This window comes from Hymenobacter humi, from assembly GCF_042665855.1.
In the GTDB taxonomy this organism is placed as follows: domain Bacteria; phylum Bacteroidota; class Bacteroidia; order Cytophagales; family Hymenobacteraceae; genus Hymenobacter; species Hymenobacter humi.
Map to the genome: position 1 here is coordinate 2,175,093 of NZ_JBHTEK010000001.1, position 20,800 is coordinate 2,195,892.

The 20,800-nt window shown below is 62.4% G+C and carries 23 protein-coding genes and 3 pseudogenes; 17 read left to right on the forward strand and 9 right to left on the reverse strand.

Translation table 11 applies throughout. The features are described 5' to 3' along the window. Positions 1–241: 241 nt before the first annotated feature. The 3 genes from ACFQT0_RS12155 to ACFQT0_RS12165 all read left to right on the forward strand — a co-directional run bounded on the left by ACFQT0_RS12155 (position 242) and on the right by ACFQT0_RS12165 (position 2,735). Complete coding sequence (locus tag ACFQT0_RS12155) at positions 242–1,210, forward strand: transglutaminase-like domain-containing protein (RefSeq protein ID WP_380203065.1); 969 nt, start codon at positions 242–244, stop codon at positions 1,208–1,210. An 84-nt stretch (positions 1,211–1,294) separates the two neighbouring features. Continuing rightward, positions 1,295–2,119 (forward strand): AraC family transcriptional regulator, encoded by an 825-nt coding sequence (locus tag ACFQT0_RS12160; RefSeq protein ID WP_380203067.1) that lies wholly within the window; start codon positions 1,295–1,297, stop codon positions 2,117–2,119. Between the two features lie 79 nt (positions 2,120–2,198). Continuing rightward, entirely contained in the window at positions 2,199–2,735 is a 537-nt protein-coding gene (locus ACFQT0_RS12165) for an SgcJ/EcaC family oxidoreductase (RefSeq protein WP_380203069.1), read from the forward strand. A 144-nt stretch (positions 2,736–2,879) separates the two neighbouring features. On the opposite strand, the pseudogene ACFQT0_RS12170 reads toward ACFQT0_RS12165, so the two are convergent. From ACFQT0_RS12170 to ACFQT0_RS12195, 6 genes and pseudogenes are all read right to left on the reverse strand, one after another. Then, positions 2,880–3,838, reverse strand: a pseudogene (locus ACFQT0_RS12170) (aldo/keto reductase). Between the two features lie 41 nt (positions 3,839–3,879). Next, the gene (gene gloA2 / locus ACFQT0_RS12175) at positions 3,880–4,269 is read right to left on the reverse strand and encodes an SMU1112c/YaeR family gloxylase I-like metalloprotein (RefSeq protein WP_380203071.1); all 390 of its coding nucleotides are present in this window, start codon (positions 4,267–4,269) and stop codon (positions 3,880–3,882) included. Positions 4,270–4,633: 364 nt separating this feature from the next. Next, positions 4,634–5,113: a YetF domain-containing protein gene (locus tag ACFQT0_RS12180; RefSeq protein ID WP_380203073.1), complete on the reverse strand. Its 480-nt coding sequence runs from the start codon at positions 5,111–5,113 to the stop codon at positions 4,634–4,636. A gap of 52 nt (positions 5,114–5,165) precedes the next feature. After that, a complete protein-coding gene (locus tag ACFQT0_RS12185) occupies positions 5,166–5,348 on the reverse strand; it encodes a hypothetical protein (RefSeq protein WP_380203075.1) in 183 nt (60 codons plus the stop codon). 34 nt (positions 5,349–5,382) lie between these two features. Next, complete coding sequence (locus ACFQT0_RS12190; RefSeq protein ID WP_380203078.1) at positions 5,383–6,309, reverse strand: alpha-amylase family glycosyl hydrolase; 927 nt, start codon at positions 6,307–6,309, stop codon at positions 5,383–5,385. Next, positions 6,221–6,850 carry an alpha-amylase family glycosyl hydrolase gene (locus ACFQT0_RS12195; RefSeq protein ID WP_380203080.1) on the reverse strand — a complete coding sequence of 210 codons (630 nt, stop codon included), beginning with the start codon at positions 6,848–6,850 and terminating at the stop codon, positions 6,221–6,223. Before ACFQT0_RS12195 ends, ACFQT0_RS12190 begins: the two co-directional genes overlap by 89 nt. A 428-nt stretch (positions 6,851–7,278) precedes the next feature. Between ACFQT0_RS12195 and ACFQT0_RS12200 the strand changes: the two genes are divergently transcribed. Beyond that, entirely contained in the window at positions 7,279–7,986 is a 708-nt protein-coding gene (locus ACFQT0_RS12200) for a phosphatase PAP2 family protein (protein WP_380203082.1), read from the forward strand. A 194-nt stretch (positions 7,987–8,180) separates the two neighbouring features. On the opposite strand, the pseudogene ACFQT0_RS12205 reads toward ACFQT0_RS12200, so the two are convergent. After that, positions 8,181–8,737: pseudogene (locus ACFQT0_RS12205) on the reverse strand (GNAT family N-acetyltransferase). A 183-nt stretch (positions 8,738–8,920) separates the two neighbouring features. Here ACFQT0_RS12205 and ACFQT0_RS12210 point away from each other — a divergent pair. From ACFQT0_RS12210 to ACFQT0_RS12245, 8 genes are all read left to right on the forward strand, one after another. After that, positions 8,921–9,163 carry a hypothetical protein gene (locus tag ACFQT0_RS12210; RefSeq protein WP_380206163.1) on the forward strand — a complete coding sequence of 81 codons (243 nt, stop codon included), beginning with the start codon at positions 8,921–8,923 and terminating at the stop codon, positions 9,161–9,163. Continuing rightward, on the forward strand, positions 9,145–9,870 hold the full coding sequence (locus ACFQT0_RS12215; RefSeq protein WP_380205998.1) for an NYN domain-containing protein: 726 nt from the start codon (positions 9,145–9,147) through the stop codon (positions 9,868–9,870). Before ACFQT0_RS12210 ends, ACFQT0_RS12215 begins: the two co-directional genes overlap by 19 nt. After that, positions 9,818–10,012, forward strand: a complete 195-nt coding sequence (locus ACFQT0_RS12220) for a hypothetical protein (protein WP_380203084.1) — start codon at positions 9,818–9,820, stop codon at positions 10,010–10,012. The genes ACFQT0_RS12215 and ACFQT0_RS12220 overlap by 53 nt, the downstream gene beginning before the upstream one ends. A gap of 444 nt (positions 10,013–10,456) precedes the next feature. After that, positions 10,457–11,659: a M3 family metallopeptidase gene (locus ACFQT0_RS12225; RefSeq protein WP_380203086.1), complete on the forward strand. Its 1,203-nt coding sequence runs from the start codon at positions 10,457–10,459 to the stop codon at positions 11,657–11,659. Next, a complete protein-coding gene (locus tag ACFQT0_RS12230; RefSeq protein ID WP_380203088.1) occupies positions 11,619–12,641 on the forward strand; it encodes a M3 family metallopeptidase in 1,023 nt (340 codons plus the stop codon). The genes ACFQT0_RS12225 and ACFQT0_RS12230 overlap by 41 nt, the downstream gene beginning before the upstream one ends. A gap of 226 nt (positions 12,642–12,867) precedes the next feature. After that, positions 12,868–13,221, forward strand: a complete 354-nt coding sequence (locus ACFQT0_RS12235) for a hypothetical protein (RefSeq protein ID WP_380203090.1) — start codon at positions 12,868–12,870, stop codon at positions 13,219–13,221. 61 nt (positions 13,222–13,282) lie between these two features. Beyond that, positions 13,283–13,627, forward strand: coding sequence for a hypothetical protein (locus ACFQT0_RS12240; protein ID WP_380203092.1), 345 nt, complete (start codon positions 13,283–13,285; stop codon positions 13,625–13,627). A gap of 289 nt (positions 13,628–13,916) precedes the next feature. Continuing rightward, positions 13,917–14,285, forward strand: coding sequence for a hypothetical protein (locus ACFQT0_RS12245; RefSeq protein WP_380203094.1), 369 nt, complete (start codon positions 13,917–13,919; stop codon positions 14,283–14,285). A 114-nt stretch (positions 14,286–14,399) separates the two neighbouring features. Here ACFQT0_RS12245 and ACFQT0_RS12250 read toward each other — a convergent pair whose 3' ends face one another. Both ACFQT0_RS12250 and ggt read right to left on the reverse strand, forming a co-directional pair. Beyond that, complete coding sequence (locus ACFQT0_RS12250) at positions 14,400–14,849, reverse strand: VOC family protein (protein ID WP_380203097.1); 450 nt, start codon at positions 14,847–14,849, stop codon at positions 14,400–14,402. Between the two features lie 40 nt (positions 14,850–14,889). Further along, positions 14,890–16,643, reverse strand: a pseudogene (gene ggt, locus ACFQT0_RS12255) (gamma-glutamyltransferase). A 142-nt stretch (positions 16,644–16,785) separates the two neighbouring features. Between ggt and ACFQT0_RS12260 the strand changes: the two are divergent. From ACFQT0_RS12260 to ACFQT0_RS12280, 5 genes are all read left to right on the forward strand, one after another. Beyond that, positions 16,786–16,992 carry a hypothetical protein gene (locus tag ACFQT0_RS12260; RefSeq protein ID WP_380203099.1) on the forward strand — a complete coding sequence of 69 codons (207 nt, stop codon included), beginning with the start codon at positions 16,786–16,788 and terminating at the stop codon, positions 16,990–16,992. A 26-nt stretch (positions 16,993–17,018) separates the two neighbouring features. Beyond that, positions 17,019–18,512, forward strand: a complete 1,494-nt coding sequence (locus tag ACFQT0_RS12265) for an alpha-amylase family glycosyl hydrolase (protein ID WP_380203101.1) — start codon at positions 17,019–17,021, stop codon at positions 18,510–18,512. A 4-nt stretch (positions 18,513–18,516) separates the two neighbouring features. Then, a complete protein-coding gene (locus tag ACFQT0_RS12270) occupies positions 18,517–18,834 on the forward strand; it encodes an alpha amylase C-terminal domain-containing protein (protein ID WP_380203103.1) in 318 nt (105 codons plus the stop codon). A gap of 175 nt (positions 18,835–19,009) precedes the next feature. Next, positions 19,010–19,312, forward strand: a complete 303-nt coding sequence (bamE, locus tag ACFQT0_RS12275; RefSeq protein ID WP_380203105.1) for an outer membrane protein assembly factor BamE domain-containing protein — start codon at positions 19,010–19,012, stop codon at positions 19,310–19,312. 360 nt (positions 19,313–19,672) lie between these two features. Next, a complete protein-coding gene (locus ACFQT0_RS12280) occupies positions 19,673–20,758 on the forward strand; it encodes a TlpA family protein disulfide reductase (RefSeq protein ID WP_380203107.1) in 1,086 nt (361 codons plus the stop codon). Positions 20,759–20,800: the final 42 nt, after the last annotated feature.

The following is a 20,800-nucleotide window of genomic DNA, read 5'->3' on the forward strand; positions in this document are numbered from 1 at the left end:
GGCCGCCCCGCAGGAGGTAACTTTGTGTACTGCTGGGGTCTGGTTGGCCCTGACTGGCGCGTGCTTTCGGGCATGTGGACCTCGGGCGCATTCTTCGGAAGCGGCCGTGGCAAGGGGCCCGCTCTGGGCACCTTCCCAGCTCGACCGACGCCCGCCAGCAGCGTTTTAGTGCCTTTTTGTTGTGAATATTCTGTTGTTGAACAGCGCAGCCGTTTGGGCTGGGCTGCTGGGGGCGAGCGTCTTGCTGTCCAGCTTTAACGCCTCCGAGCATAAGCCGACCGCGCCGGCCAGGCGCAGCCGCACGTTTGTGCTCACCACCACAGCCACTGTGCCCGCGGCCCCGACCGGCACCCCCGTCGATTTCTGGTTGCCCATACCCCATTCCGATGGCAGCCAGGACGTGCGTGACCTCAAAATTGAGTCGCCCGTGCCCTATAAAATCGAGAAAGGCGCCTACGGCAACAAGATGCTGCACCTGCAGTTGGCTACTCCGCCGGCCGCGCCCGTGCTGGTCAAGCTCACGGCCACCATCACCCGCCGCGAGCACCTCAACCTGCTGGCCACCAGCCCAACCACCCAGGAGCACGCTAAAAAAGAAAAGCGCGACGCCGACATGGCCCGCTGGCTGGCCCCCGACCGCCTCGTGCCCCTCGACCCCCTCATCCACCAGCAGGCGGAAGAAGTGGTGGCCAAAGCCGGCGCCAAAACCGACCTCGAAAAAGCCCGCGCCATCTACGAGCACGTGGTGAGCACCGTGACCTACGACAAAACCGGCCAGGGCTGGGGCCGCGGCGACATCTACTACGCCTGCGACGCCCGCCGCGGCAACTGCACCGATTTTCACGCCATCATCATCGGCTACTGCCGGGCGGTGGGCATTCCGGCGCGCTTCAGCATCGGGCTGCCGCTACCCGCCGGGCGCGGCAAGGGCGAAATCAAAGGCTACCATTGTTGGGCTGAATTCTACACGCCCGAAACCGGCTGGGTGCCCGTCGACGCGTCCGAAGCCGCCAAGGACCCGAGTAAGCGCAACTACTTCTTCGGCGCGCACGACGAAAACCGCGTGGAATTCACCCGCGGCCGCGATGTGGTGCTCGCGCCCCGCCAAGCCGCTGCGCCGCTCAACTACTTCGTGTACCCTTACGCCGAAGCCGATGGCAAGCCCCTGGAAGTAGCCAAGACGTATGAGTTTGCCGACGTGACGGAATAAGGCATCCTAAGTGGCTCAACCAGCTGGCGAGTAGGGCAATCAAGGGATAATTGGTATATTCAGCCCTTCCTGATTTGCCGTCCGTTGGTAGTACACTTTCAGCCGCCCGCCCCGCCGCTTCGGCCCTTTGTGCAGCACTATATGCTGGTGCACACCCGCTACGCCGTCGCTCCCGAGCGGGCGGTGAAGCCCATGCCGCCGGCCCCGCAGCACTGCCTCTACTTCTACCCGCGCGACGAAGTGTGGACGTATCATTACGGTCAGGGGCGCGACATTCGCTCGCCGCGCAGCATCATCGTGGGGCCGCAGGTGTCGCGGGTCGACCTCCGTTTTTCGCCCGACCACCTGGTGCTGTGCGTAGCGTTTTGGCCCGGCGGGCTGCACCGGCTGCTGGGCGTGCCCGTGCAGGAGCTGTTCGACTTTGCCGCCGAAAGCCGCGCCCTGCTGGGCCCGGAAATCGATGAGCTGGACGCGCGGCTAAGCGAAACCATCGAATACGCGGCCATGCTGGACGTGGTAGAAGCCTACTTGCTGCGGCGCCTGCGGGCCCTGCGCCATCCGGCCCGGCCCATCGATGCCCTGCTGCCGCAGCTGGTAGCGGGCGCTTTGCTGCCCACCGTCGACCAGCAGGCGGCCGCGGCCTGCCTCAGCCCCCGGCAGTTCGAGCGCAACTTTCGGGAGCGGGTGGGCATGTCGCCCAAGCTGTACGCCCGCATCGTGCGCTTCGACCGCGCTTTCCGGCTCAAGGAGCGCCGGCCCGGGCTCGACTGGCTGGACGTGGCCACCCGCGTGGGATACTTCGATTACCGCCACCTGGTGCGCGATTTCAAAGCCTTTGCCCACGTGACGCCGCCCTTGTTGCTAGCGGCGGAAGAGGCTCATACCCAGGTGCTGGCTAAATTGGGGTAGGGCTGTAAATGTCGGATTTTTACTACCTGCCCGGTAGGCGGCACGGCTAGGTTTGCAGGGTACTTAAACCCCCAAACCAATGCCCATGAAAACCTTGTTTTTTGCCCTGGTCGGCCTGCTGGCCGCCCACCAGACGCTGGCCAAGGCCCCGGCCTCCGGCCCCAAAATCTCCGCCGACGACGATGACGCCATCCGGAAAGTAATTGACCGCATGAATGCCAATTATACCGACCACCACTTCCAGGACATGGCCACCTACACCACTCCCGACGTGAGCTGGGTGAACATCGTGGGCATGTGGTGGCGCGGCCGGGCCCAGGTGCAGGCCGCTCACCAGGCCATTTTCGATAACCTGTTCAAAGGCGTCGCCTTTACGCCCGGCCCCGTGGTTATCAGGGCCGTAACGCCCGAGGTGGCCGTGGTGAACGCCACCTACCACGTGGGCGCCTTCTACCCACCCGACGGCGTGAACCGGGGCACCAACAAGTGGGGCGACAACCAGAACATCGTGACCCTGGTGATGGTGAAGCAGCAGGGCCGCTGGCTGCTCACGGCCGGCCAAAACACCCAGGTCGATGCCAAGGCCAAGGACCCCACGGTGGTAAGCGCCAAATAGCCCAACTGCAACCGCATTGTTGCCAGGTACTGCCGTGCTTTAATAAAGCCACTTTGCTGGTACTGAACGCCAGGTGTCTCCGAAGAAAGAGGCGCACGGCGTTCAGTACCAGCAAAGTGGCTCTTTGCTTAAGAGGCAGATTGCCTACGCCTTTACGGGCTGCGCCTGCTGCAGCGTCTGCAAATCCTCGGCTGTCAGCTGCAGCTCAGTGGCTTTGAGCAGCTCCGTGACTTGAGCTACGCTGGTGGCGCTGGCAATGGGGGCGGCCACGCTCGGGGCCTGCATCAGCCAGGCCAGGGCTACCTGGGCGGGCGTGGCCTGCTGGCGGCCGGCCACAGCGTCGAGGGCGGTGAGGATGCCCAGGCCTTTTTCGTTGAGGTACTTCTGGCCCACGCCGCCGCCGCGGGGCTTTTCTGCAAGTCGGCCTCGGTGCGGTACTTGCCGGTGAGGAAGCCCGCGGCCAGCCCGTAGTAGGGGATGGCGCTGATGTTTTCCTCCAGCAGCACCGGCACCAGGTTTTTCTCGAAATCTTCCCGGTCGTAGAGGTTGTAGAGGTTTTGCAGGGTTTCGTAGCGCGGGTAGCCGTGCTGCTGGCTGGCTGCCAGCGACTCGCGCAGGCGCTCAGCCGTGAAGTTGGAGGCGCCGATGGTGCGCACCTTGCCCTCTTTTACGAGTTGGGCATAAGCTTCCAGGGTTTCCTCCACGGGCACGGTGGGGTCGTCTTTGTGCGACTGGTACAGGTCGATGTAATCGGTGCCGAGGCGCTTGAGCGAGCCTTCCACGGCCCGCAGAATGTAGTTTTTGGCCAGGCCCTTGTTTTCGGTGTTCACTTCCCAGCCCACTTTGGTGGCAATCACGACGTCGTCGCGGCGGCCGCGCTGCCTGAGCCACTTGCCGATGATGATTTCGGATTCGCCGCCCACGTGGCCGGGCACCCACACCGAGTAGCCGTCGGCGGTGTCGATGGCGTTGCCGCCGCCCGCCACAAAGGCGTCGAGCACGGCGAAGGATGTGGCTTCGTCGACGGTCCAGCCGAAGACGTTGCCGCCCAGCATCAGGGGCGAGATTTGGAGGCCTGAGCGGCCGAGTTGACGGGTTTGCATCGCTAATTGGAATTGAAGGTTCGAAAGTAAAAAAGACGGGCTTAGGCTTCGTAGAATTCCAGCGGCAGCCCGTCGGGGTCGCTGAAAAAGGTGAAGCGGCGGCCGGTCAGCTCGTCGGTTCTGATGGGCTCGCAGGCCACCGCGTGCTGCTCGAGGTGCCGGATGGCGGCGGCTACGTCGGTCACTGCGAAGGCGAGGTGGCGTAGGCCAGCCGCCTCGGGCCAGCTTGGGCGCGGGGGCGGGCTGGGAAAGGAAAACAGCTCAATCAGGTAGTGGCCGTTCACGGCCAGGTCCAGCTTGTAGGAGTCTCGTTCGGGGCGGTAGGTTTCGGCCAGCACTTCCAGCCCCAGGACTTCGGTGTAAAAGCGCTTCGAAGCAGCGTAATCGGAACAAATAAGGGCAACGTGGTGCAGGCCCAGAAGCAGCGGCATATAAAGGGGCTTGATGAAGAATAGCAATACCCCAAAAACCAGCCCGATGTTCGGAAAAGCCGGGGCAGGCGGTAAGATGACCCGGCCCAAAAATTGAGCTAAGTGCCTGTTCGAGAAATACCCCCACAAAAAATGCCGTCATGCTGAGCTTGTCGAAGCATATTTCCCTCACTCGGTACTATTCCAATCGTCTGTCATGCTCATCTAGCGTCCGCCTGCGAAGCATCTTGTTGTGCCACAACGATTCCGTGCCAACGTGAGAAGATGCTTCGCAGGCTCAGCATGACAAGAGGCGCGGGCGAGATGCTTCGGCAGGCTCAGCATGACGGCCTTTTTGTGGGGATGGTATTTTTTCGAATAGGCGCTAAGTAACCCGCCGGGCCGTGCACGCGGGCAGCCAGTGGCCTTCGCGGCAGGTGGGGCAGGCCAGGGCGGGCGCGGGCTGCGCGTCCAGCACGTGGCCGCAGTTTACGCAGGCGTGGAGACCCGCCGTGGCAATGGTTTCGCTGGCTCGGGCCAGCTCCTGGGGAGGATGGACAGGCCGGGCCGCACGTCGGCGTCTTCGTAGAAAAACAAGCTCAGGCTCGCCGGTGGCTTCGCTGTACACGGCCTTGAGCTGGCCCAGGTGCTCGACCTGCTGCTGGCGCAATTCCCCAAACAGCTCCTTGTGGGTGAGGTTTTGGGCGTGAAAATTAGCCCAGTGCAACCGGCCCTGGTGCAGCAGCAGCACGTCTTTGCCCTCCATCCAGTCGCTGAACTTGGGCGAGATTTCGGTGAGGTAGTTGAACAGCCAGTACAGCCCCATCACCACCCCAAACACGATGACAGCGTGGCTGAGCGGCACTTCGGGGTAAACATGGTGTCGCCCGCAATCGAGCCCAGCCCAATCACGATGCTCAGCTCAAAAGGGAAAGCTGCTTCACGCTGCGGCGCCCCGTGATGCGCAAGGCCAGCAGCAGCATGAGGTACGTCACCACGCACCGGAAAAGGACTTCTACGGCGTAAAGCGGGGAGTTTTCGCCGGGCCACCACAAGCGCTGCCAGTCAAAAGGCGTAACGGTTTCGGCCAGAAAGAGCATGGGTACGAGCAGAAGGTGAACTTCCCCGGCTCGTCTATTGGGTGGCCAGCACCCGCCAGCCGTGGGCTGCCAGGGGCACGGGACCGGTAGGAGCGGGGCGCTGGCTGAATACGTCAAGCACGACCGCCGGGGTTGCGCTTGTGGGCTGAGGCAATTGCACTTGCTGCGGTTTAGCGCTCAGATTAACGGCCACGATAACGACGTCGTCGCCTTCCCGCCGCTCGAATGCCACCGTTTGGGCGGGGCTGGGCAGGAGGCGAAACTGACTTTCGGCATCGAAGTTCCACAGGGCCGGGTGCCGCTTCTTGAGCTGCAGCAGCGTGGTGTAGAAGCGCTGCAGCGGGTAGCCGTTCCACGGAATGGTGTCTTTGTCGAAAAAGCGCAGCCGCTTTTTCAGGGCCGCCTCCTGCCCGTTGTAGAGCATCGGGATGCCGGGCCACAGGGCCGTGAGCACGGCCATGGGCTGGGCGTTGGCGCCCAGCCGCTCGTACTCGCTGCCGTCCCAGGCGTTGATGTCGTGGGTGCTGGTGAAAGTCATCAGGTTTACGCCGGGCGGGTACATCCGGCGCTCGGCGGCGAGGTACCGCGCCAGCTCCGTCGTGGACTTTTGGCCCTGCCGGGTAAGACCCTGGCCCAGGCTGTCGAGCAGGCCATGCAGGCGCAGGGCGTAGGTGGCGTCGAAAGCTTTTTCGAGCAGGCGCGTATTGGGGTCGAACTCACTCTTCTTGAGGAAGGTGGGCGGGAACAGTTCGTCCCATTCGGCCAGCATGAATACCGGCTTTATCTTCTCCAGCTCCTGGCGCGTGTGGTTCCAGAATTCGGTAGGCACGAGGCCGGCCACGTCGGCCCGGAAGCCGTCGATGTCGGCGTTTTTAACCCAATAGGCCATGCTTTCGGTCATGTACTGGCGTAGGGCGGGCTTGGTATAGTCGAGGTCGATGACGTCCTGCCAGTCGGCCACGGGCGGGCGGAAATGGCCCAGGCTGTCGCGGGTGTACCAGTCCGGGTGCTCTGTGGTGAGGGCGTTGTCCCAGGCTGCTGTGGTTGGCCACCCAATCGAGGATGACGTGCATGCCCAGGCGGTGGGCTTCCTTCACCAGGTGCTGCAGGTCGGCCAGGGTGCCCAGGTCGGGGTTTACGGCGCGGTAGTCGCGCACGGAGTAGGCGCTGCCCAGCGTGCCCTTGCGGTGGCTCACGCCGATGGGGTTGATGGGCATGAGCCACAGAATGCCCACGCCCATTTTCTGCAGGCGCGGCAAGTGCGGCTCCACGGCCCGAAAGGTCCCTTCGGGCGAGAACTGCCGCACATTGACCTGGTATATGGTGGCCGTACTAGCCCACGCCGGGTGCTTCACGGTGAACGCCGCTGCAGGGGGCGCCGCGCCTGCGGCGGCTTGTGTCTCCGTTTCAGTGGAAGAGTTGCTGCCGGACTGGCAAGCGCCCAAAGCCAGCAACGGCACAGCCAGGGCCCATTTTAGGCGGAAAAGCAAGGAAGAAATCATGCCGCAACTTACGGGAAAACCAGTGCCAGGTGGGCTGCGCCATACATAGAGCCTATCCAAATAGACCATAGAATGAAACGTCATGCTCATCTGGCGTCCGCTTTTCGAAGCATCTCGCGTGGGGTAGTAATCCCAAGCAACAGGATTTACTGCTGCGGTAGAGATGCTTCGGCTGCGCTCAGCATGACGACCTATTCGGATAGTCTCTAAAGAGCCTGATTAGAGGCGAAAACAAGCCCCAATTGGGCTGTCCGACGTCAGTAGCCGGGGCCACAGGAAGTTGAGCCAGAAACCTTAACGCCGGCCGACGCCACCCGTACGAGAATACTTGCGGTTGTTTGTCACATCGTTAGGCTGGTGCTATGTCTGTTGCTGCAAATTGGCTGAAGCTTCGGAGGTTTCTGGCGGGGCACCACAAGGCGCTGCTGGTGCTGCTGGCGAGTCTGGTGCTGCCCTGGGTCATTTATGGCGTGCTGGCCAAGAGGGTTTGGGAAACGGGCGGCTTCGTGGGCGACAGAAGGTTTCTGCTGTTTCTGGGCCAGCACGCCTCTCCGGCGCTTGATAAGCTGGCCATTGCCCTTGCCGATGTGGGCGATACCGTGCCCATGATAGGGCTGGCGCTATTGATTACGGTCGGGTTGCTGTGGCGGCGTCACCTCACCCACGCCTGGGTGTTCGTGCTGTCGGTGGGCGGCTCCATGCTGCTCACGCAGCTGCTCAAGCCGCTTTTTGCGCGCCCCCGCCCCGAGCTCTGGGCCAGCATCAAGCCGGCCTTCACCTACAGCTTCCCCAGCGGGCACGCCATGGACACGGCGGCCGTGGCCGCGGCGGTGAGCTTCCTGCTCTGGGAGTACCGCCCGCACCGGCTGGGCTGGACGCTGGGGCCGTTGTTTGCGCTCAGCGTGGGGTGGGCGCGCATGTACCTGGGCGTGCATTACCCCTCCGATGTGCTGGCGGGCTGGGCCTGCGCCGTGGGCTGGGTCACCGGCGTGCAGCTGCTGTTTTCGCCGGTTTTCCGCCCGCTGCGGCAGGGAGCCGCCGCCCTGCCTGGCAAATTACCAGCGGGTGCAGCGCCCAAAGGTGAGGCGAAAAAACATCAGTTCAAGAGTCAGCCCAATAAAGGGGGCATGCGCTAATTTTTGCCTGATAGACTTGTTCCTAAACAAAAAATAAGGAACGTCATGCTGAGCTTGCCGAAGCATCTCGCGTGTGGTAGTAAACCAATCGTAATGAGTGACTGCACGCGAGATGCTTCGGCTGCGCTCAGCATGACGTTCTTTTCATGACGCTCTTTTTGTGCCGAGGTTAATTCAACAAACAATTCCGATTACTAAACGGCAGGCTGCGCCAGGTGCGGGTTGCTGGCCTCGTACCACGCACAGCAGGTGCCACCTTCTTCGAATGTGTTCCCCGGCTGCAAGCCAATCTTCTCCAGGATGCGGCGCGAGCCGGCGTTGTTCACGTCGGCATAGCCGCAGATGCGGGGCAGGCGCATGGTCTCGAAGCCGAAATTGAGCCAGGCCTGGGCCGCTTCGTAGCCGTAGCCCTGGCCCCAGAACCGCGGGATGAAGCGGTAGCCCAGGTCGTAAAAGTCGCGGTGGCCATTCACCGGGCCGGCCACCAGCTTCAGCCCCGCCCAACCCATAAACTCCCCGTGGCCCGCAGCACCACCGCCCACCGCCCGAGGCCGCTGGCCGCGTACTGGGCCTGCACGTAGCGGATGGTTTCCAGGCTTTGGGCTGGCTCGGTCGCGCGTTGCCCGCCAATGCCGTCGAGGTAGAGGTGCACGGCGGGGTCCGAGTCCAGCTCAAACATGCCGGCCGCATCATCCTCGCGCAACGGGCGGAAGTGAAGGCGGGCGGTGTCGAATGGCTGCAGGCTGAACATGGGATAGAAACCAAAAAACTGGAAGCAAGCAGTGAAAACGACGTTTTCAGCTCAATAAATGCAGGAAAGTAGGAAGAAGGCAAGTTACGGCCGTGGCCTCCGATGCAGGATGGACCGTAACTTCTGGTGTCGGTCGGCCTGCTCCGGGTGGACCGGCTTCTTCTGATTTTTTGTTGTTGCGCTATGTCCCACAAAGTCATCCCTTCGCCCTACGCTGCTGTTTTCATCGACTTCGAAAACATCTATTACTTCCTCAAAAGCCACTTCCACGACCCTCCCGAGCTCAACGACTACGTGCTCGACATTGTGGGCACGCTCCGCGAGCAGTTGAGCAAAAAGGCCTCGATTCGCTCATTTGCTACGCGTACGCCGACTTCGAGCGGCTGGCCACCGCCCCACAGGGCGCCCTGTACCTCATGGGCGTGAGCACCCGCAACGTGCTGGGCACTAACCACAAAAACGCCGCCGATATGCAGCTCTGCATCGATGCGCTGGAGGTGATGTACACGCGGCCCGACATCGGGACGTTTGTGCTCGTGGCCGGCGACCGCGACTACATCCCGCTGCTGCAGCACCTGCGCCGCCAGGCCCGGCAGGTGCTGGTGGCCGGCTTCCGCGAGTCGGTATCCGGCGACCTGCTCCAGAACATCGGCGCCGACCATTTTATCGACGCCCGCGAGCTGCTGCCCGACGGCCGGGTAGAGCACCTCGAAAAGCGAAGGGCCGACCGCCAGCGCACCCTGGAAGAAAGCCGCCGCCTGCGCGAGCAGGGCCTGCCGGGAGGCATGGCCGCGGGGCTGGCCGCCCGCGCCGGTGCCATGCCCGAAGGAGCCCGGGACGCCGCCGGAGCCGCCGTGCCCGCGGCCGGAACCATCCGGCCTATTGTGCCAGTAGCGGCCCGGCCCGCCCCCGCATTCCCGACGAAGTGCCCGACTTTGCTCCGGTGCGCCCCTGGTCAGCGATGTCGAGCGCCAAACCCTGGCCTGTATTCTGGCCGAGTTTCTGAAGCTGGAGGCCAAGCAGCAGCGGCGGGTGCGCGAGCTGTGGCTGGGCCCGTTCATGCGCCTGCTCGCCGACGAAATGCCCGAGCTGCCCGACTACGAGCGCCGCGACCTGCTCAACCGGCTGCGTGATGCCGGCGCCATCCGCATCGAAAAGCGCGAAGGCGAGCCCCACCCGTTTTCGGTTATCGTGGTCAATTACCATCACCCCAACGTGCAGGAACTGACCGCCAGCAGCGAGGATAAGGAAGGCCAGAGTGAGCTTAAGCCCTGAAGCCATTTACTGCAAAGCTGCCTGTTTAGATAAAATAGGCCGTTATGCTGAGCGGAGTCGAAGCATCTCGCGTGGTTCAACTAATCCAATCGATTGAGTTACTACCACACGCGAGATGCTTCGACTCCGCTCAGCATGACGGCCTATTCAGCATGGTCATTTGGTTTGGTGCATTTGGCTATTAGTAAGATGGCCTTAAAGTGGGCAGCAAGTCATTCCATGGGGCATCCCGTCGCTTAATGTAGCCTGAGGTACTTCAGAATAAATTATGCCTTTTTCCAAACAAGGAAATTTGGCCCAACCGTAAGAAAGGAACTTTATCTGGTTCTTTGCCCGATATCTGATTATCCTTCCCACGCTCAGCCCTTGCGCATGACCCACCCGAATTCTCCTGGCAAAACCAGTCTGGCCACTGCTTTTCTCACCCTTAGCCTTGCTGCTTTTATGACGACCACGCCCAGCCTTGCCCAAACGACTTCGGGTGCGGGCACTCCCGCGACGGCCTCGGCGGCCGGCAATCCGCTGCTGGCTCCCTGGGCCGGGCCCTACGGCGGCGTGCCGGCCTTCGACAAGGTAAAAGTGGAGCACTTCAAGCCCGCGCTGGAGGCCGCCATGGCCGAAAACCTGCGCGAAATCGACGCCATTGCCGGCAACAAGCAGACCGCCACCTTCGACAACACCATTGGCACCCTCGAGCGGGCCGGGCAGCGGCTCGACGAGGTGCAGACCGTGTACGGCATCTGGTCGGGCACGCTGAGCGGCCCCGAGGTGCAGGCCATTCAGCGCGAAATGGCGCCGCGCCTAGCGGCTTTCTCCGACCAGATTAACCAGAACGCACCGCTGTTTCGCCGCATCGAGGCGGTGTACAATTCGCCCGACAAAAAGAAGCTCACGCCCGAGCAGCAGCGCCTGGCCTGGGTGTACTACAACAACTTTGTGCGGGCCGGCGCCAAGCTCGACGCCACCGCCAAAACGCGCCTGTCGGCCATCAACCAGCAGCTGGCGGGTCTTTTTACCAAGTTCAGCCAGAACGTGCTGGCCGACGAAACCGACTCGGTGCTGGTGCTGAAAACCCCCGCCGATTTGGCGGGCCTGCCGGCGTCGCTGCGCGACGACGCGGCTAACACCGCCACCGCCTGCAAGCTCACGGCGGCCGGCGTTATCACCAACACCCGCTCCAGCATTGAGCCCTTCCTGACTTATTCCGACCAGCGCAAGCTGCGCGAGAAGGCCTGGCGCATGTTCTACAACCGCGGCGACAACGGCGGCACGCACGACAACAACGCCACCATCACCGAAATCCTGCAGCTGCGCGCCGAGCGGGCCAAGCTGCTGGGCTACAAAACCCACGCCCACTGGCGCCTCGACAACACCATGGCCAAAACGCCCGAAGCGGCCATGGCCCTGATGGAGCAAGTGTGGACGCCCGCCGTGGCCCGCGTAAAAGAAGAAGTGGCCGACATGCAGGCCCTGGCCAAGAAAGAAGGCGCCGCGGCCGATTTCAAAATTGAGCCCTGGGACTACCGCTACTACGCCGAGAAAGTGCGCAAGGCCCGCTACGACCTCGACCAAAACGAGGTGAAGCAGTACCTGCAGGCTCGACAAGATGCGCGAGGGCATGTTCTGGGTGGCCGGCGAACTGTTTAATTTCAACTTCACGCCCGTGACCAACGTGCCCGTGTACCACCCCGACGTGAAGGTGTGGGAAGTGAAGGACAAAACCACCGGCCAGCACGTGGGCCTCTGGTACTTTGACCCCTACGCCCGCCAGGGCAAGCGCTCCGGCGCCTGGATGAATGCCTACCGCAACCAGCAGCGCATGGACGGCAAGCCCGTCACGACCATTGTGTCCAACAACTCCAACTTCGTGAAGGGCAAGGAGGGCCAGCCTGTACTCATTTCCTGGACCGACGCCACCACGTTGTTTCACGAGTTTGGCCACGCCCTGCACGGGCTGTCGTCCAACGTCACGTACCCGTCGCTCTCGGGCACGAGCGTGGTGCGCGACTACGTGGAATTTCCCTCGCAGCTGCTCGAAAACTGGCTGCCCACGCCGCAGGTGCTCCAGCGATTTGCGCTGCACTACGAAACCGGCAAGCCCATTCCGCAGGCCCTGGTCGACCGCATCGAGAATGCTTCGACCTTCAACCAGGGCTTCGAAACCACCGAATTCCTGGCCAGCGCCCTTATCGACATGAAGCTGCACCTGGCTGGCGCCCAGAAGATTGACCCCGACAAGTTTGAGCGCGAAACCCTGGCTCAACTCGGCATGCCTCATGAGATTGTGATGCGCCACCGCACGCCGCAATTCTCGCACGTCTTCTCCTCCGACGGCTACTCGGCCGGCTACTACAGCTACCTGTGGTCGGTGGTGCTGGCGGCCGATGCCTTCAGCGCCTTCACCGAAGCCGGCGGCCCTTACGACAAGGCCGTGGGCCAGCGCCTGACCAAGTACATTTTCTCGGTGGGCAACACCGTGGACCCCGCCGAAGCCTACCGCAAATTCCGCGGCCGCGACCCCAAAATCGACGCTCTGATGAAGGAGCGCGGCTTCCCCATGACGGCCAAGAAAACCAGCAAGGCCCCGGCCAAAGCGCCGGTGAAGAAGGCAGCTGGCAAGAAAAGCTAGTTGAGCTGAACCCGAGCCGTTTCCAATGCTCCGTAAAAAACAAGAAGGGCTCCGGCATTTGCCGGAGCCCTTCTTGTTAATAATATCTGCTACTTTAACCGCGGCGCAAGTATTTGAATTATTGATGATTATATAACAAGAGTTGAAATTAGAGGGACATATTCTTAACAAGCCCCCGGCAAACGCGTTGGTAAAGCATTGTTCTCCATCGCCAAGCCTCAAGCTCATGAAGAATCCTCAATCACAAGGAAGACAGGGCAACAGCCAGCTCGACCTGACGCTCAACGCGCTGGAAAGCGGCCTGACCAACGCGGCCGATTTGGCGGGCGCCGACATTTCGGGTTGGATTAGGACCCTGCGCGGCTCCCCGCAGTTTGCCGACATCAGCGCCGAGCTGCAAACCCTGCACGATGCGCTGGAAGACGGCGGCACCCGCGACCCCAGCGCGCTGGCCAGCAGCCTGAGCACCTTGGGCGAGCAAACCACCAGGGCCGCGGCCAAGGCCACGCCCGATGCCCAGGACAAGCTGCGCCAGTTGGGCCAGGCCCTGAGCTCGGCCGCGGTGCAGCTGCGCGGGTAGCCCAACCTTTCGGGTTTCGGGGCAGTAAAGTCAAGGGTTCTTTCCACCCAACTACTTTCCTATGTCCAGATTCAACCCGGCCTCCGCAGGCCAATCCCTCGACGATGCCATCAACGCCGTGAAAGGCGATTTGACCGCCGCACCCGCTGCCAGCCAGCTCGATAGCTGGATGCGCCTGCTCGACGGCACCGGTGCCGGCGCCCAGGGCGCCATGCTCCAGGAGATGACCGACCTGAAAAAATACATAGCCCAGGGCGACGTGGCCAACATCAGCCACGCGCTCAACCGCTTGGGTCTGCTCACCACAAAAGCGGCCACCGAAACCGGCGTCGACGAGGAAATGAGCAGCAAGCTGCGCCGGCTGGGCGAAGCCCTGCAGGCCGCCAGCACCACGGTAGCCGCCTAGCAGTCTCCAGTTTGAAGGGGGCAAGCCAGCTGCACGAGTTGAGCTAAGCTCAACGTTCAGCCATTTGCCCGCAGCAATTAAAAAAGGCGGCCGACTTTCGCGTTGGCCGCCTTTTCTGGCTGAAATCAGCTCAACTCTGCCCGGCGCCGCCAGGCAATGAGGGCTGGCAGTAATTGGCTTTTTGCCTGCCCGCCTGCGTACCTTCGTGCCTGCAAGCCTGGCTTTGCGACCCCACAAAGTGGGAGCGCGGCGCGAATGGGCCGAATTTTCATCTCCCTCCATTCCTCCCATGAGCTTTATTTCCGAAGTAGAATCCAGCATCCAAACCATTTTCGCGGCCATCGGCAGCGGCTTCCAGATGGACCCGGCCGCGGGCTACAACCAGATTGATAACTGGATTCAGCACCTGCGCTCCACCAACGAGCCCGCGCTGCGCCCCATCGTAACAGAGCTGGAAACCCTTCGCGGCCACATCGACAGCAACAACGCCGCCGGCATGGCCGAGGCCTTCCAGAACCTGGGCGAAATGACGGCCCAGTCGGCCCTGTCGGTGCATAACTTCAGCGGCAACGGCGACAAAGCCCGCGAAATCAGCCAGAAGCTGATTGCCGCCGCCGGCAACCTGCGCCTCGTAGCTAACGCTCCAGTAGTTCGCTAACGAACGGATAAAAATCAAAAAGCAGAAGGTCCCGCCGAGCGCATTGCTTGGCGGGACTTTCTGCTTTTTGCGGTTTCGGGCACTTAGCGCGGGTTTGAAACTTGATTTGGCCGGTTAACTGGGTTCCCACAGTTCAAGCTTGTTGCCGTCGGCGTCCATGATGTGGACAAATTTTCCATAGTCGGAATTCGCAATGCTGTCCAGGATGGTCACGCCGTTTTCTTGGAGTTTGGCTACGAGTCCTTCGATATTCTGAACCCGGTAGTTAACCATGAACTCCTTTTGGGAAGGGGCGAAATAGTCGCTTCCTGTTTTGAAAGGACTCCATTGAAGGGAATTTATCTCGTCGGGTCGGTCGGCGTTTCTTGATTCAAAAGTCGAACCCCAATCATTGACTTCAAGTCCTAAATTCTTGGCGTACCACTCCCTCGTTTCCTGCGGGCTGTCTGAAAAAAGAATATCCCTCCAATGCCGGTCACCTTCGGGGTGGCGCCGGTAGGTGAAGCGGTATTGGTCGTTTCCTGTTGGTGGTCTTCCATCTTTTCCTGTTTTAAAGAGTTGCAATTTGCCAGAAATGCTACTGCCTTAATTACCATACACGGGTTTAATACCCAATCGCGGTATCATCGCCGCGCGGGTCGGCGCCGCCTTCCAGCTTACCGTCGGGCCGTACATGGATGATGTCGAGGCGGCCCCAGGGCAGGCGCGGGTTGAGCTTGTAGCCGCGGGCCCGGAGGGTGTCCTGAGCCACCGGCACGAGGGCGCCGGCTTCTACGTCGATGACATCGGGCAACCACTGGTGGTGCAGGCGCGGCGCCGTCACGGCCTGCTGGGCGTTGAAGCCGTAATCAACGATGCCCAGAATGGTTTGCAATACGCTGGTGATGATGGTGCTGCCACCCGGCGAGCCCACCACCAGGGCCAGCTTGCCGTTGTGTGTGAGGATGGTGGGGGTCATGCTACTGAGCATGCGCTTGCCGGGGGCAATGGCGTTGGCGGTGCCGCCCACCAGGCCGTAGGCGTTGGGCACGCCGGGCTTGGCGCTGAAGTCGTCCATCTCATTGTTGAGCAGAAAGCCGGCGCCGGGCACCACCACCTTGCTGCCGTAGGCCCCGTTGAGGGTGGTGGTGCAGCTCACGGCATTGCCGAAGGCGTCCACGATGCTGTAGTGGGTGGTTTCGGCGCTTTCGTAGCCGGGTAGGCCTTTGCCGGCGGTCACTTCGCTGCTGGGCGTGGCCCGGCCGTGGGTGCGCATGGTGGCGGCACGCTGGCGGTTGTAGTCCACGTCAAGCAGCTTCTGCACCGGCACGTGCCCGAAATCGGGGTCGCCGAGGTAGGTGGCGCGGTCGGCGTAGGCCCGGCGCTCGGCCTCGGTCACGTAGTGCACGGCCAGGGGCGTGTGGTAGCCGGCCTGGGCCAGGTCGATGGGTTCGAGCATCTGCAGCATTTGCAGCAGGGCCACGCCGCCGCTGCTGGGCGGCGGCATCGTGATGACGTCGTACTCGCGGTAGCGGCCGCGCAGGGCTCGCGCCACTTGGGCTGGTAGGCGTCAAGGTCCTTTTGGCTCACCAGGCCGCCGCTGCGCTTCATTTCGGCCAGCAGCAGGCGGGCGGTTTCGCCGCGGTAGAAGCCGGCGCGGCCCTGGTCGCGCACGCGGGCCAGGGTGCGGGCCAGGTCGGGCAGGCGCAGGGTGTCGCCGGCCTGCCAGTCGCCGCCGCCGGGGCGCAGGTAGGCCGGCGTGCTGCCGGGGTTGTACTTGAGGAACTCGGCCCGGGTACGGTTGAGCCCGGCCGCTTCTTTGAGCGTGAGCGGAAAGCCCTTGGCCGCTAGCGCCACGGCGGGCTGCACCAGCGAAGGCCACGAGAGCTTGCACAGCTGCTTGTGCAGCGTGGCCATGCCGGCCACGGTGCCGGGCGTGCCCACGGCCAGCGGGCCGGCCACGCTCAGGCCTTCCACCACGTTGCCCTGCTTGTCGAGGTACATGTCGCGGGTGGCGCCGGCGGGGGCCGTTTCGCGGAAGTCGAGGCTGCCGGCCGAGCCGTTGCGGTCGCGGTACAGCAGGAAGCCGCCGCCGCCGATGTTGCCAGCCACGGGCAGCACCACGGCCAGGGCAAACTGCACGGCCACGGCTGCGTCGTAGGCGTTGCCGCCGCGCTGCAGTATCAGGGTGCCGATTTTTGAGGCCTCGGGGTGAGCCGACACTACCATGGCGTAGTTGGCCAGGCGGGGCGCGGCCGCTTTGGGAATAGGCGTGGCCAGCGAGCTCTCAAACGCTCGCGAGGTGGACGTAACCGGACGCTCGGCCGAGCAAGCCAGCAGCAATGCCAGCGGAAGGGTCCAAAAACGGGTATGCTTCATTGAGCAAATAAACGGCAGGATTGGGCTGATTGCTACGGTTGAGTTAAACTACCGGCTGGGTGAAAGGAAATTGACCGCGAGACGCCGCCGATGCTGGACCGACCCTTTTGGCGCGTTACTTTTGGCCCAAACCTTCCGTCCCATGGCCAAGTCTAAACCTACCGCCCCCGCCGCGCCCGAAGCTCCTCGCCAGGCCTCGCTGACCCTCGTCAAAAACGACCCCTGGCTGGAACCCTTCGAGCCGGTGCTGCTGCGGCGCCAGGCCCGGCTGCAGGCGCGCCTGGCCGAAATTGAGAAGTACCACGGCTCGCTGGAGGAGTACGCCACCGTGCACCAGCAGCGGGGCTGAACTACGACGCCGAGCGTGGCGGCTATGTGTACCGCGAGTGGGCCCCCGGCGCCGAGGCGCTGTATTTGATTGGCGATTTCAACAACTGGGACCGGCAGGCCACCCCGCTCCGGCGCCTGGAATTTGGCGTGTGGGAGGTGCTGCTGCCCGATGCCGAGTACCGCAGCCGCCTCACCCACGGCAGCCTGTACAAGGTGCACGTCGTGACGGCCGGCGGTGGCAAAGACCGGCTGCCCCCCACGCTGCGCCGCGCCGTGCAGGACGAGCAAACCAAGGACTTTGCCGCTCAACTCTGGCAGCCCGAAACCCCGTTTGCCTGGACCGACCAGCAGTTCGACACCGCTGCGGCCGTGCGCGAGCCGTTTATCTACGAAGCCCACGTGGGCATGGCCACCGAGGAAGGCCGGGTGGGCACCTACCGCGAATTTGCCGAGAACATTCTGCCCCGCATCGAGGCCGGCGGCTACAACACCGTGCAGCTGATGGCCGTGATGGAGCACCCGTACTACGGCTCCTTCGGCTACCACGTGGCCAATTTGTTTGCCGCCAGCTCGCGCTTCGGCACGCCCGAAGACCTGAAGTTTCTCATCAACGAGGCGCACCGGCGCGGCATTGCCGTGCTGCTCGACATCGTGCATTCGCACGCCGTGAAAAACGAGGCCGAGGGCCTGGCCAATTTCGACGGCTCCGGCAACCTGTACTTCCACCGCGGCGACCGCGGCAACCACCCCGGCTGGGACAGCAAGCTGTTCGACTATGGCCGGCCCGAAGTGCAGCGGTTCCTGCTCAGCAACCTGCGCTTCTGGCTCGAGGAATACCACTTCGACGGCTTCCGCTTCGATGGCGTGACGAGCATGCTCTACCACCACCACGGCGAGGGCGTGGCCTTCGTGGGCTACGACAACTACTTCGGCCCCGGGGCCGACGAGGACGCCATCCTGTACCTGCAGTTGGCCACCACGCTGGCCCACGGCTTCAAGAAAGACAGCCTGCTGATTGCCGAAGACATGAGCGGCCTGCCCGGCCTGTGCCGCCCCATCGTGGAAGGCGGCGTGGGCTTCGACTACCGCCTGGCCATGGGCATCCCCGACTTCTGGATAAAGCTGCTCAAGCACACGCACGACGAGCACTGGCAGCTCGGCGACCTCTGGCACACGCTCACCAACCGCCGCGCCGGCGAGAAAACGGTGGCTTACGCCGAAAGCCACGACCAGGCCCTGGTAGGCGACAAAACACTGTCCCACTGGCTGTTTGATGCGGGCATATACACGCATATGCAGGCCAGCGACCCCGACCCCGGTGCGGCCCGGGCGGTGGCGTTGCACAAAATTATCCGGCTGCTCACGCTCGCAGTAGGAGGGGAGGCCTACCTCACCTTCATCGGCAACGAGTTTGGGCACCCCGAATGGGTCGACTTCCCCCGCGAAGGCAACAACTGGAGCTACCACTTCGCCCGCCGCCAGTGGAGCCTCGCCGACAACCCCGACCTGAAATACCACCAGGCTCGGCGCTTTCGATAAAGCCATGGTGCACATGGCCCGCAAGTACCACGTGCTGGGCGCCGGCCCCGCCACGCTGCTTAAGCACGACGAGGAAAACAAGGTGCTGGCCTTCGAGCGCGACGGCCTGGTGTTTATCGTGAACCTCCACGTCGAGAAAAGCCTGCCCAACTACCGCTTCTGGGTAACGGAGGAAGGCAAGTACCGCGTGGTGCTGTCGTCGGACAGTGCCCGGTTCGGCGGCTTCGACCGGACCGATGAGAGCTTCGAGTACGAGACCTTCGAGCATCAACTCACCCTGTACATTCCCAGCCGGGTGGCGCTGGTGCTGGCGCGGGGCTAGAAGTTATGCCGTGAGGAGTTCAAACAACTACTGGTTTTCTGAATAAAAACGGATTATTATGCAACATAAAAAAGCCGTTTCTGAACGACGCAACTGCTAGGAAGCCAGATACCATAGTGCCTCCTGACGTAGCTATGCAGTTCTATGTTCATCAACCAACATCCTCGGACGGCTCATGAAAATCTTGCTAAGGGTAGGTTTGGTAGCCGGTGTCGTGCTACTGGGCCTTTTTCTCAACTTCGAGCTACGTGCCCGGAACAATGAGCAGAAGGTGAGGACCCTCCGCAACGGGATGAGCGCTGAGCAGGTAACTGCCGTAATGGGCCGTCCCTATCGGACGCAAAACTCCTACTTTGAAGGTCAAGAGCCCGATACGTATATGTACCTGTACCATACCTCCTTTGGGGGTTCTGGTGATATTGAGATTTATATTGCCAGAGCCGATAATAAGGTTTTCAGGATAGTTACTAATAACTGACAATGCCCATTAGCTCATTAGGCACTCCCAAGCTGCGAGTACAGCCCGGGGACTTGGTGGCTGCTCGCAGTGGCTCAACTGACCATGCATAAGACGATAGGAGGGCCTGCTTCTCTGGCGCGAGTATAGCGAAGCGTAACTCGTGTCTCTTGTTCGGGCGAGGCTGCGCCTCGCATCGGAACGACGTTGCTGGCCCGGTACCGGCTTGCCGCTTGGGTGGCAGCGGAGGCGCAGCCTCCACGTTTAAACTGGTCACGAGTTATGCTTCGCTACACTCGCGCCAGTGCAAGGGTACCATTTAGCAGTTTTTCTTGTGGCTAATTAATAATACATTGCAATATTACTAGCCACTTCGCCATAATGTCGCTCCGCTACATCTACTTAACGGCCCTCGCTTTGCTGGTTGCCTTTACCAGCCCAGCGCAACCGTCAACAGGCTACGAAATCAGCGGCCACGATGCCCGGCTGGCCGGAAAGACCATCCACCTACTCGCTGCCGAGGTACCCGATTCCCGGGTCAACCGCTTCCAGCACCCCGTCCTTCAGTCGGCGCAGGCCGATGCCAGCGGCCGCTTCCTCTTGCGGGGACAAGTCCCCGCGCCCGACATTTACTTGCTACGGGTGGACCAAAACACCGTCTTCCAACGCGTCCCCTTGGCCAACCGAAACGAGCGGATAACGGTGGAAGTAGTGCTTCCGCGCGTGCATTCGCCAGAGAACCCCGAATACCTGTTGCGGCCGGGTGGCACGGACGAAGTCGTGACCCTGCAAGTCTTTAGCGCCTGGTTTCTGCTTCGTAATTTCCCGGCCGCCGCCGGGGACAAGGGACTGCGCGACTTCTCGAACCTGCTCCGCCGCTACCCGGACACCTACGTGGCGCCCTACCTGGCGTATTATTACCTGCGCTTGCACCCCAGCGCCCGGTCGTTGCTGGATTCGCTGACCACCCGCTTCGCGCAGGAGCAACCGGATTCGCCGTACCTGCCACGCCTGCAAGCGCTGCGCCACCCCGCTCCGGCGCTCAACGTGGGCGCGCTGGCCCCCGATTTTACGTTGCCCGACGGCACCGGCCAGCCCACGGCCCTGCGGAGCCTGCGGGGGCACTACGTGTTGATGGATTTTTGGGCATCGTGGTGCACGCCCTGCCGAGCCGAGAATCCGAATGTGCAGGCGGCGTACCAACGCTACCACGACCGCGGCCCCGGCTTCACCGTGCTCAGTGTGTCCGTCGACGAACACGCGGCCGCGTGGCAGCAGGCGGTCGCGCAAGACGCCCTGCCCTGGACGCAGGTCCGAGACGAAAAAGGCATCCAAGGCCCGACGGGGCAACTGTATCAACTCAAGGCGATTCCGGCCACGCTGTTGCTCGACCCCCAAGGACGCATTGTGGCCAAAGACCTACGGGGCGCGGCACTGCATCAGGAATTAGCCCGTCTGCTCCGCTAAACTCGCTCCAGGGCAAGAGGAGCCCAACGAGCACCGCCCATT

Excerpts from the sequence above, each read along its gene's own strand:
- ACFQT0_RS12240 (WP_380203092.1), top strand. The coding sequence starts at position 13,283 with ATGTCCAGATTCAACCCGGCCTCCGCAGGCCAATCCCTCGACGATGCC.
- ACFQT0_RS12210 (WP_380206163.1), top strand. The coding sequence starts at position 8,921 with ATGTCCCACAAAGTCATCCCTTCGCCCTACGCTGCTGTTTTCATCGAC.
- ACFQT0_RS12230 (WP_380203088.1), top strand. The coding sequence starts at position 11,619 with ATGCGCGAGGGCATGTTCTGGGTGGCCGGCGAACTGTTTAATTTCAAC.
- ACFQT0_RS12165 (WP_380203069.1), top strand. The coding sequence starts at position 2,199 with ATGCCCATGAAAACCTTGTTTTTTGCCCTGGTCGGCCTGCTGGCCGCC.
- ACFQT0_RS12260 (WP_380203099.1), top strand. The coding sequence starts at position 16,786 with ATGGCCAAGTCTAAACCTACCGCCCCCGCCGCGCCCGAAGCTCCTCGC.
- ACFQT0_RS12270 (WP_380203103.1), top strand. The coding sequence starts at position 18,517 with ATGGTGCACATGGCCCGCAAGTACCACGTGCTGGGCGCCGGCCCCGCC.
- ACFQT0_RS12280 (WP_380203107.1), top strand. The coding sequence starts at position 19,673 with ATGTCGCTCCGCTACATCTACTTAACGGCCCTCGCTTTGCTGGTTGCC.
- ACFQT0_RS12195 (WP_380203080.1), bottom strand. The coding sequence starts at position 6,850 with ATGATTTCTTCCTTGCTTTTCCGCCTAAAATGGGCCCTGGCTGTGCCG.
- ACFQT0_RS12220 (WP_380203084.1), top strand. The coding sequence starts at position 9,818 with ATGCCCGAGCTGCCCGACTACGAGCGCCGCGACCTGCTCAACCGGCTG.
- ACFQT0_RS12225 (WP_380203086.1), top strand. The coding sequence starts at position 10,457 with ATGACGACCACGCCCAGCCTTGCCCAAACGACTTCGGGTGCGGGCACT.
- ACFQT0_RS12245 (WP_380203094.1), top strand. The coding sequence starts at position 13,917 with ATGAGCTTTATTTCCGAAGTAGAATCCAGCATCCAAACCATTTTCGCG.
- gloA2 (WP_380203071.1), bottom strand. The coding sequence starts at position 4,269 with ATGCCGCTGCTTCTGGGCCTGCACCACGTTGCCCTTATTTGTTCCGAT.
- ACFQT0_RS12235 (WP_380203090.1), top strand. The coding sequence starts at position 12,868 with ATGAAGAATCCTCAATCACAAGGAAGACAGGGCAACAGCCAGCTCGAC.
- ACFQT0_RS12185 (WP_380203075.1), bottom strand. The coding sequence starts at position 5,348 with ATGCTCTTTCTGGCCGAAACCGTTACGCCTTTTGACTGGCAGCGCTTG.
- bamE (WP_380203105.1), top strand. The coding sequence starts at position 19,010 with ATGAAAATCTTGCTAAGGGTAGGTTTGGTAGCCGGTGTCGTGCTACTG.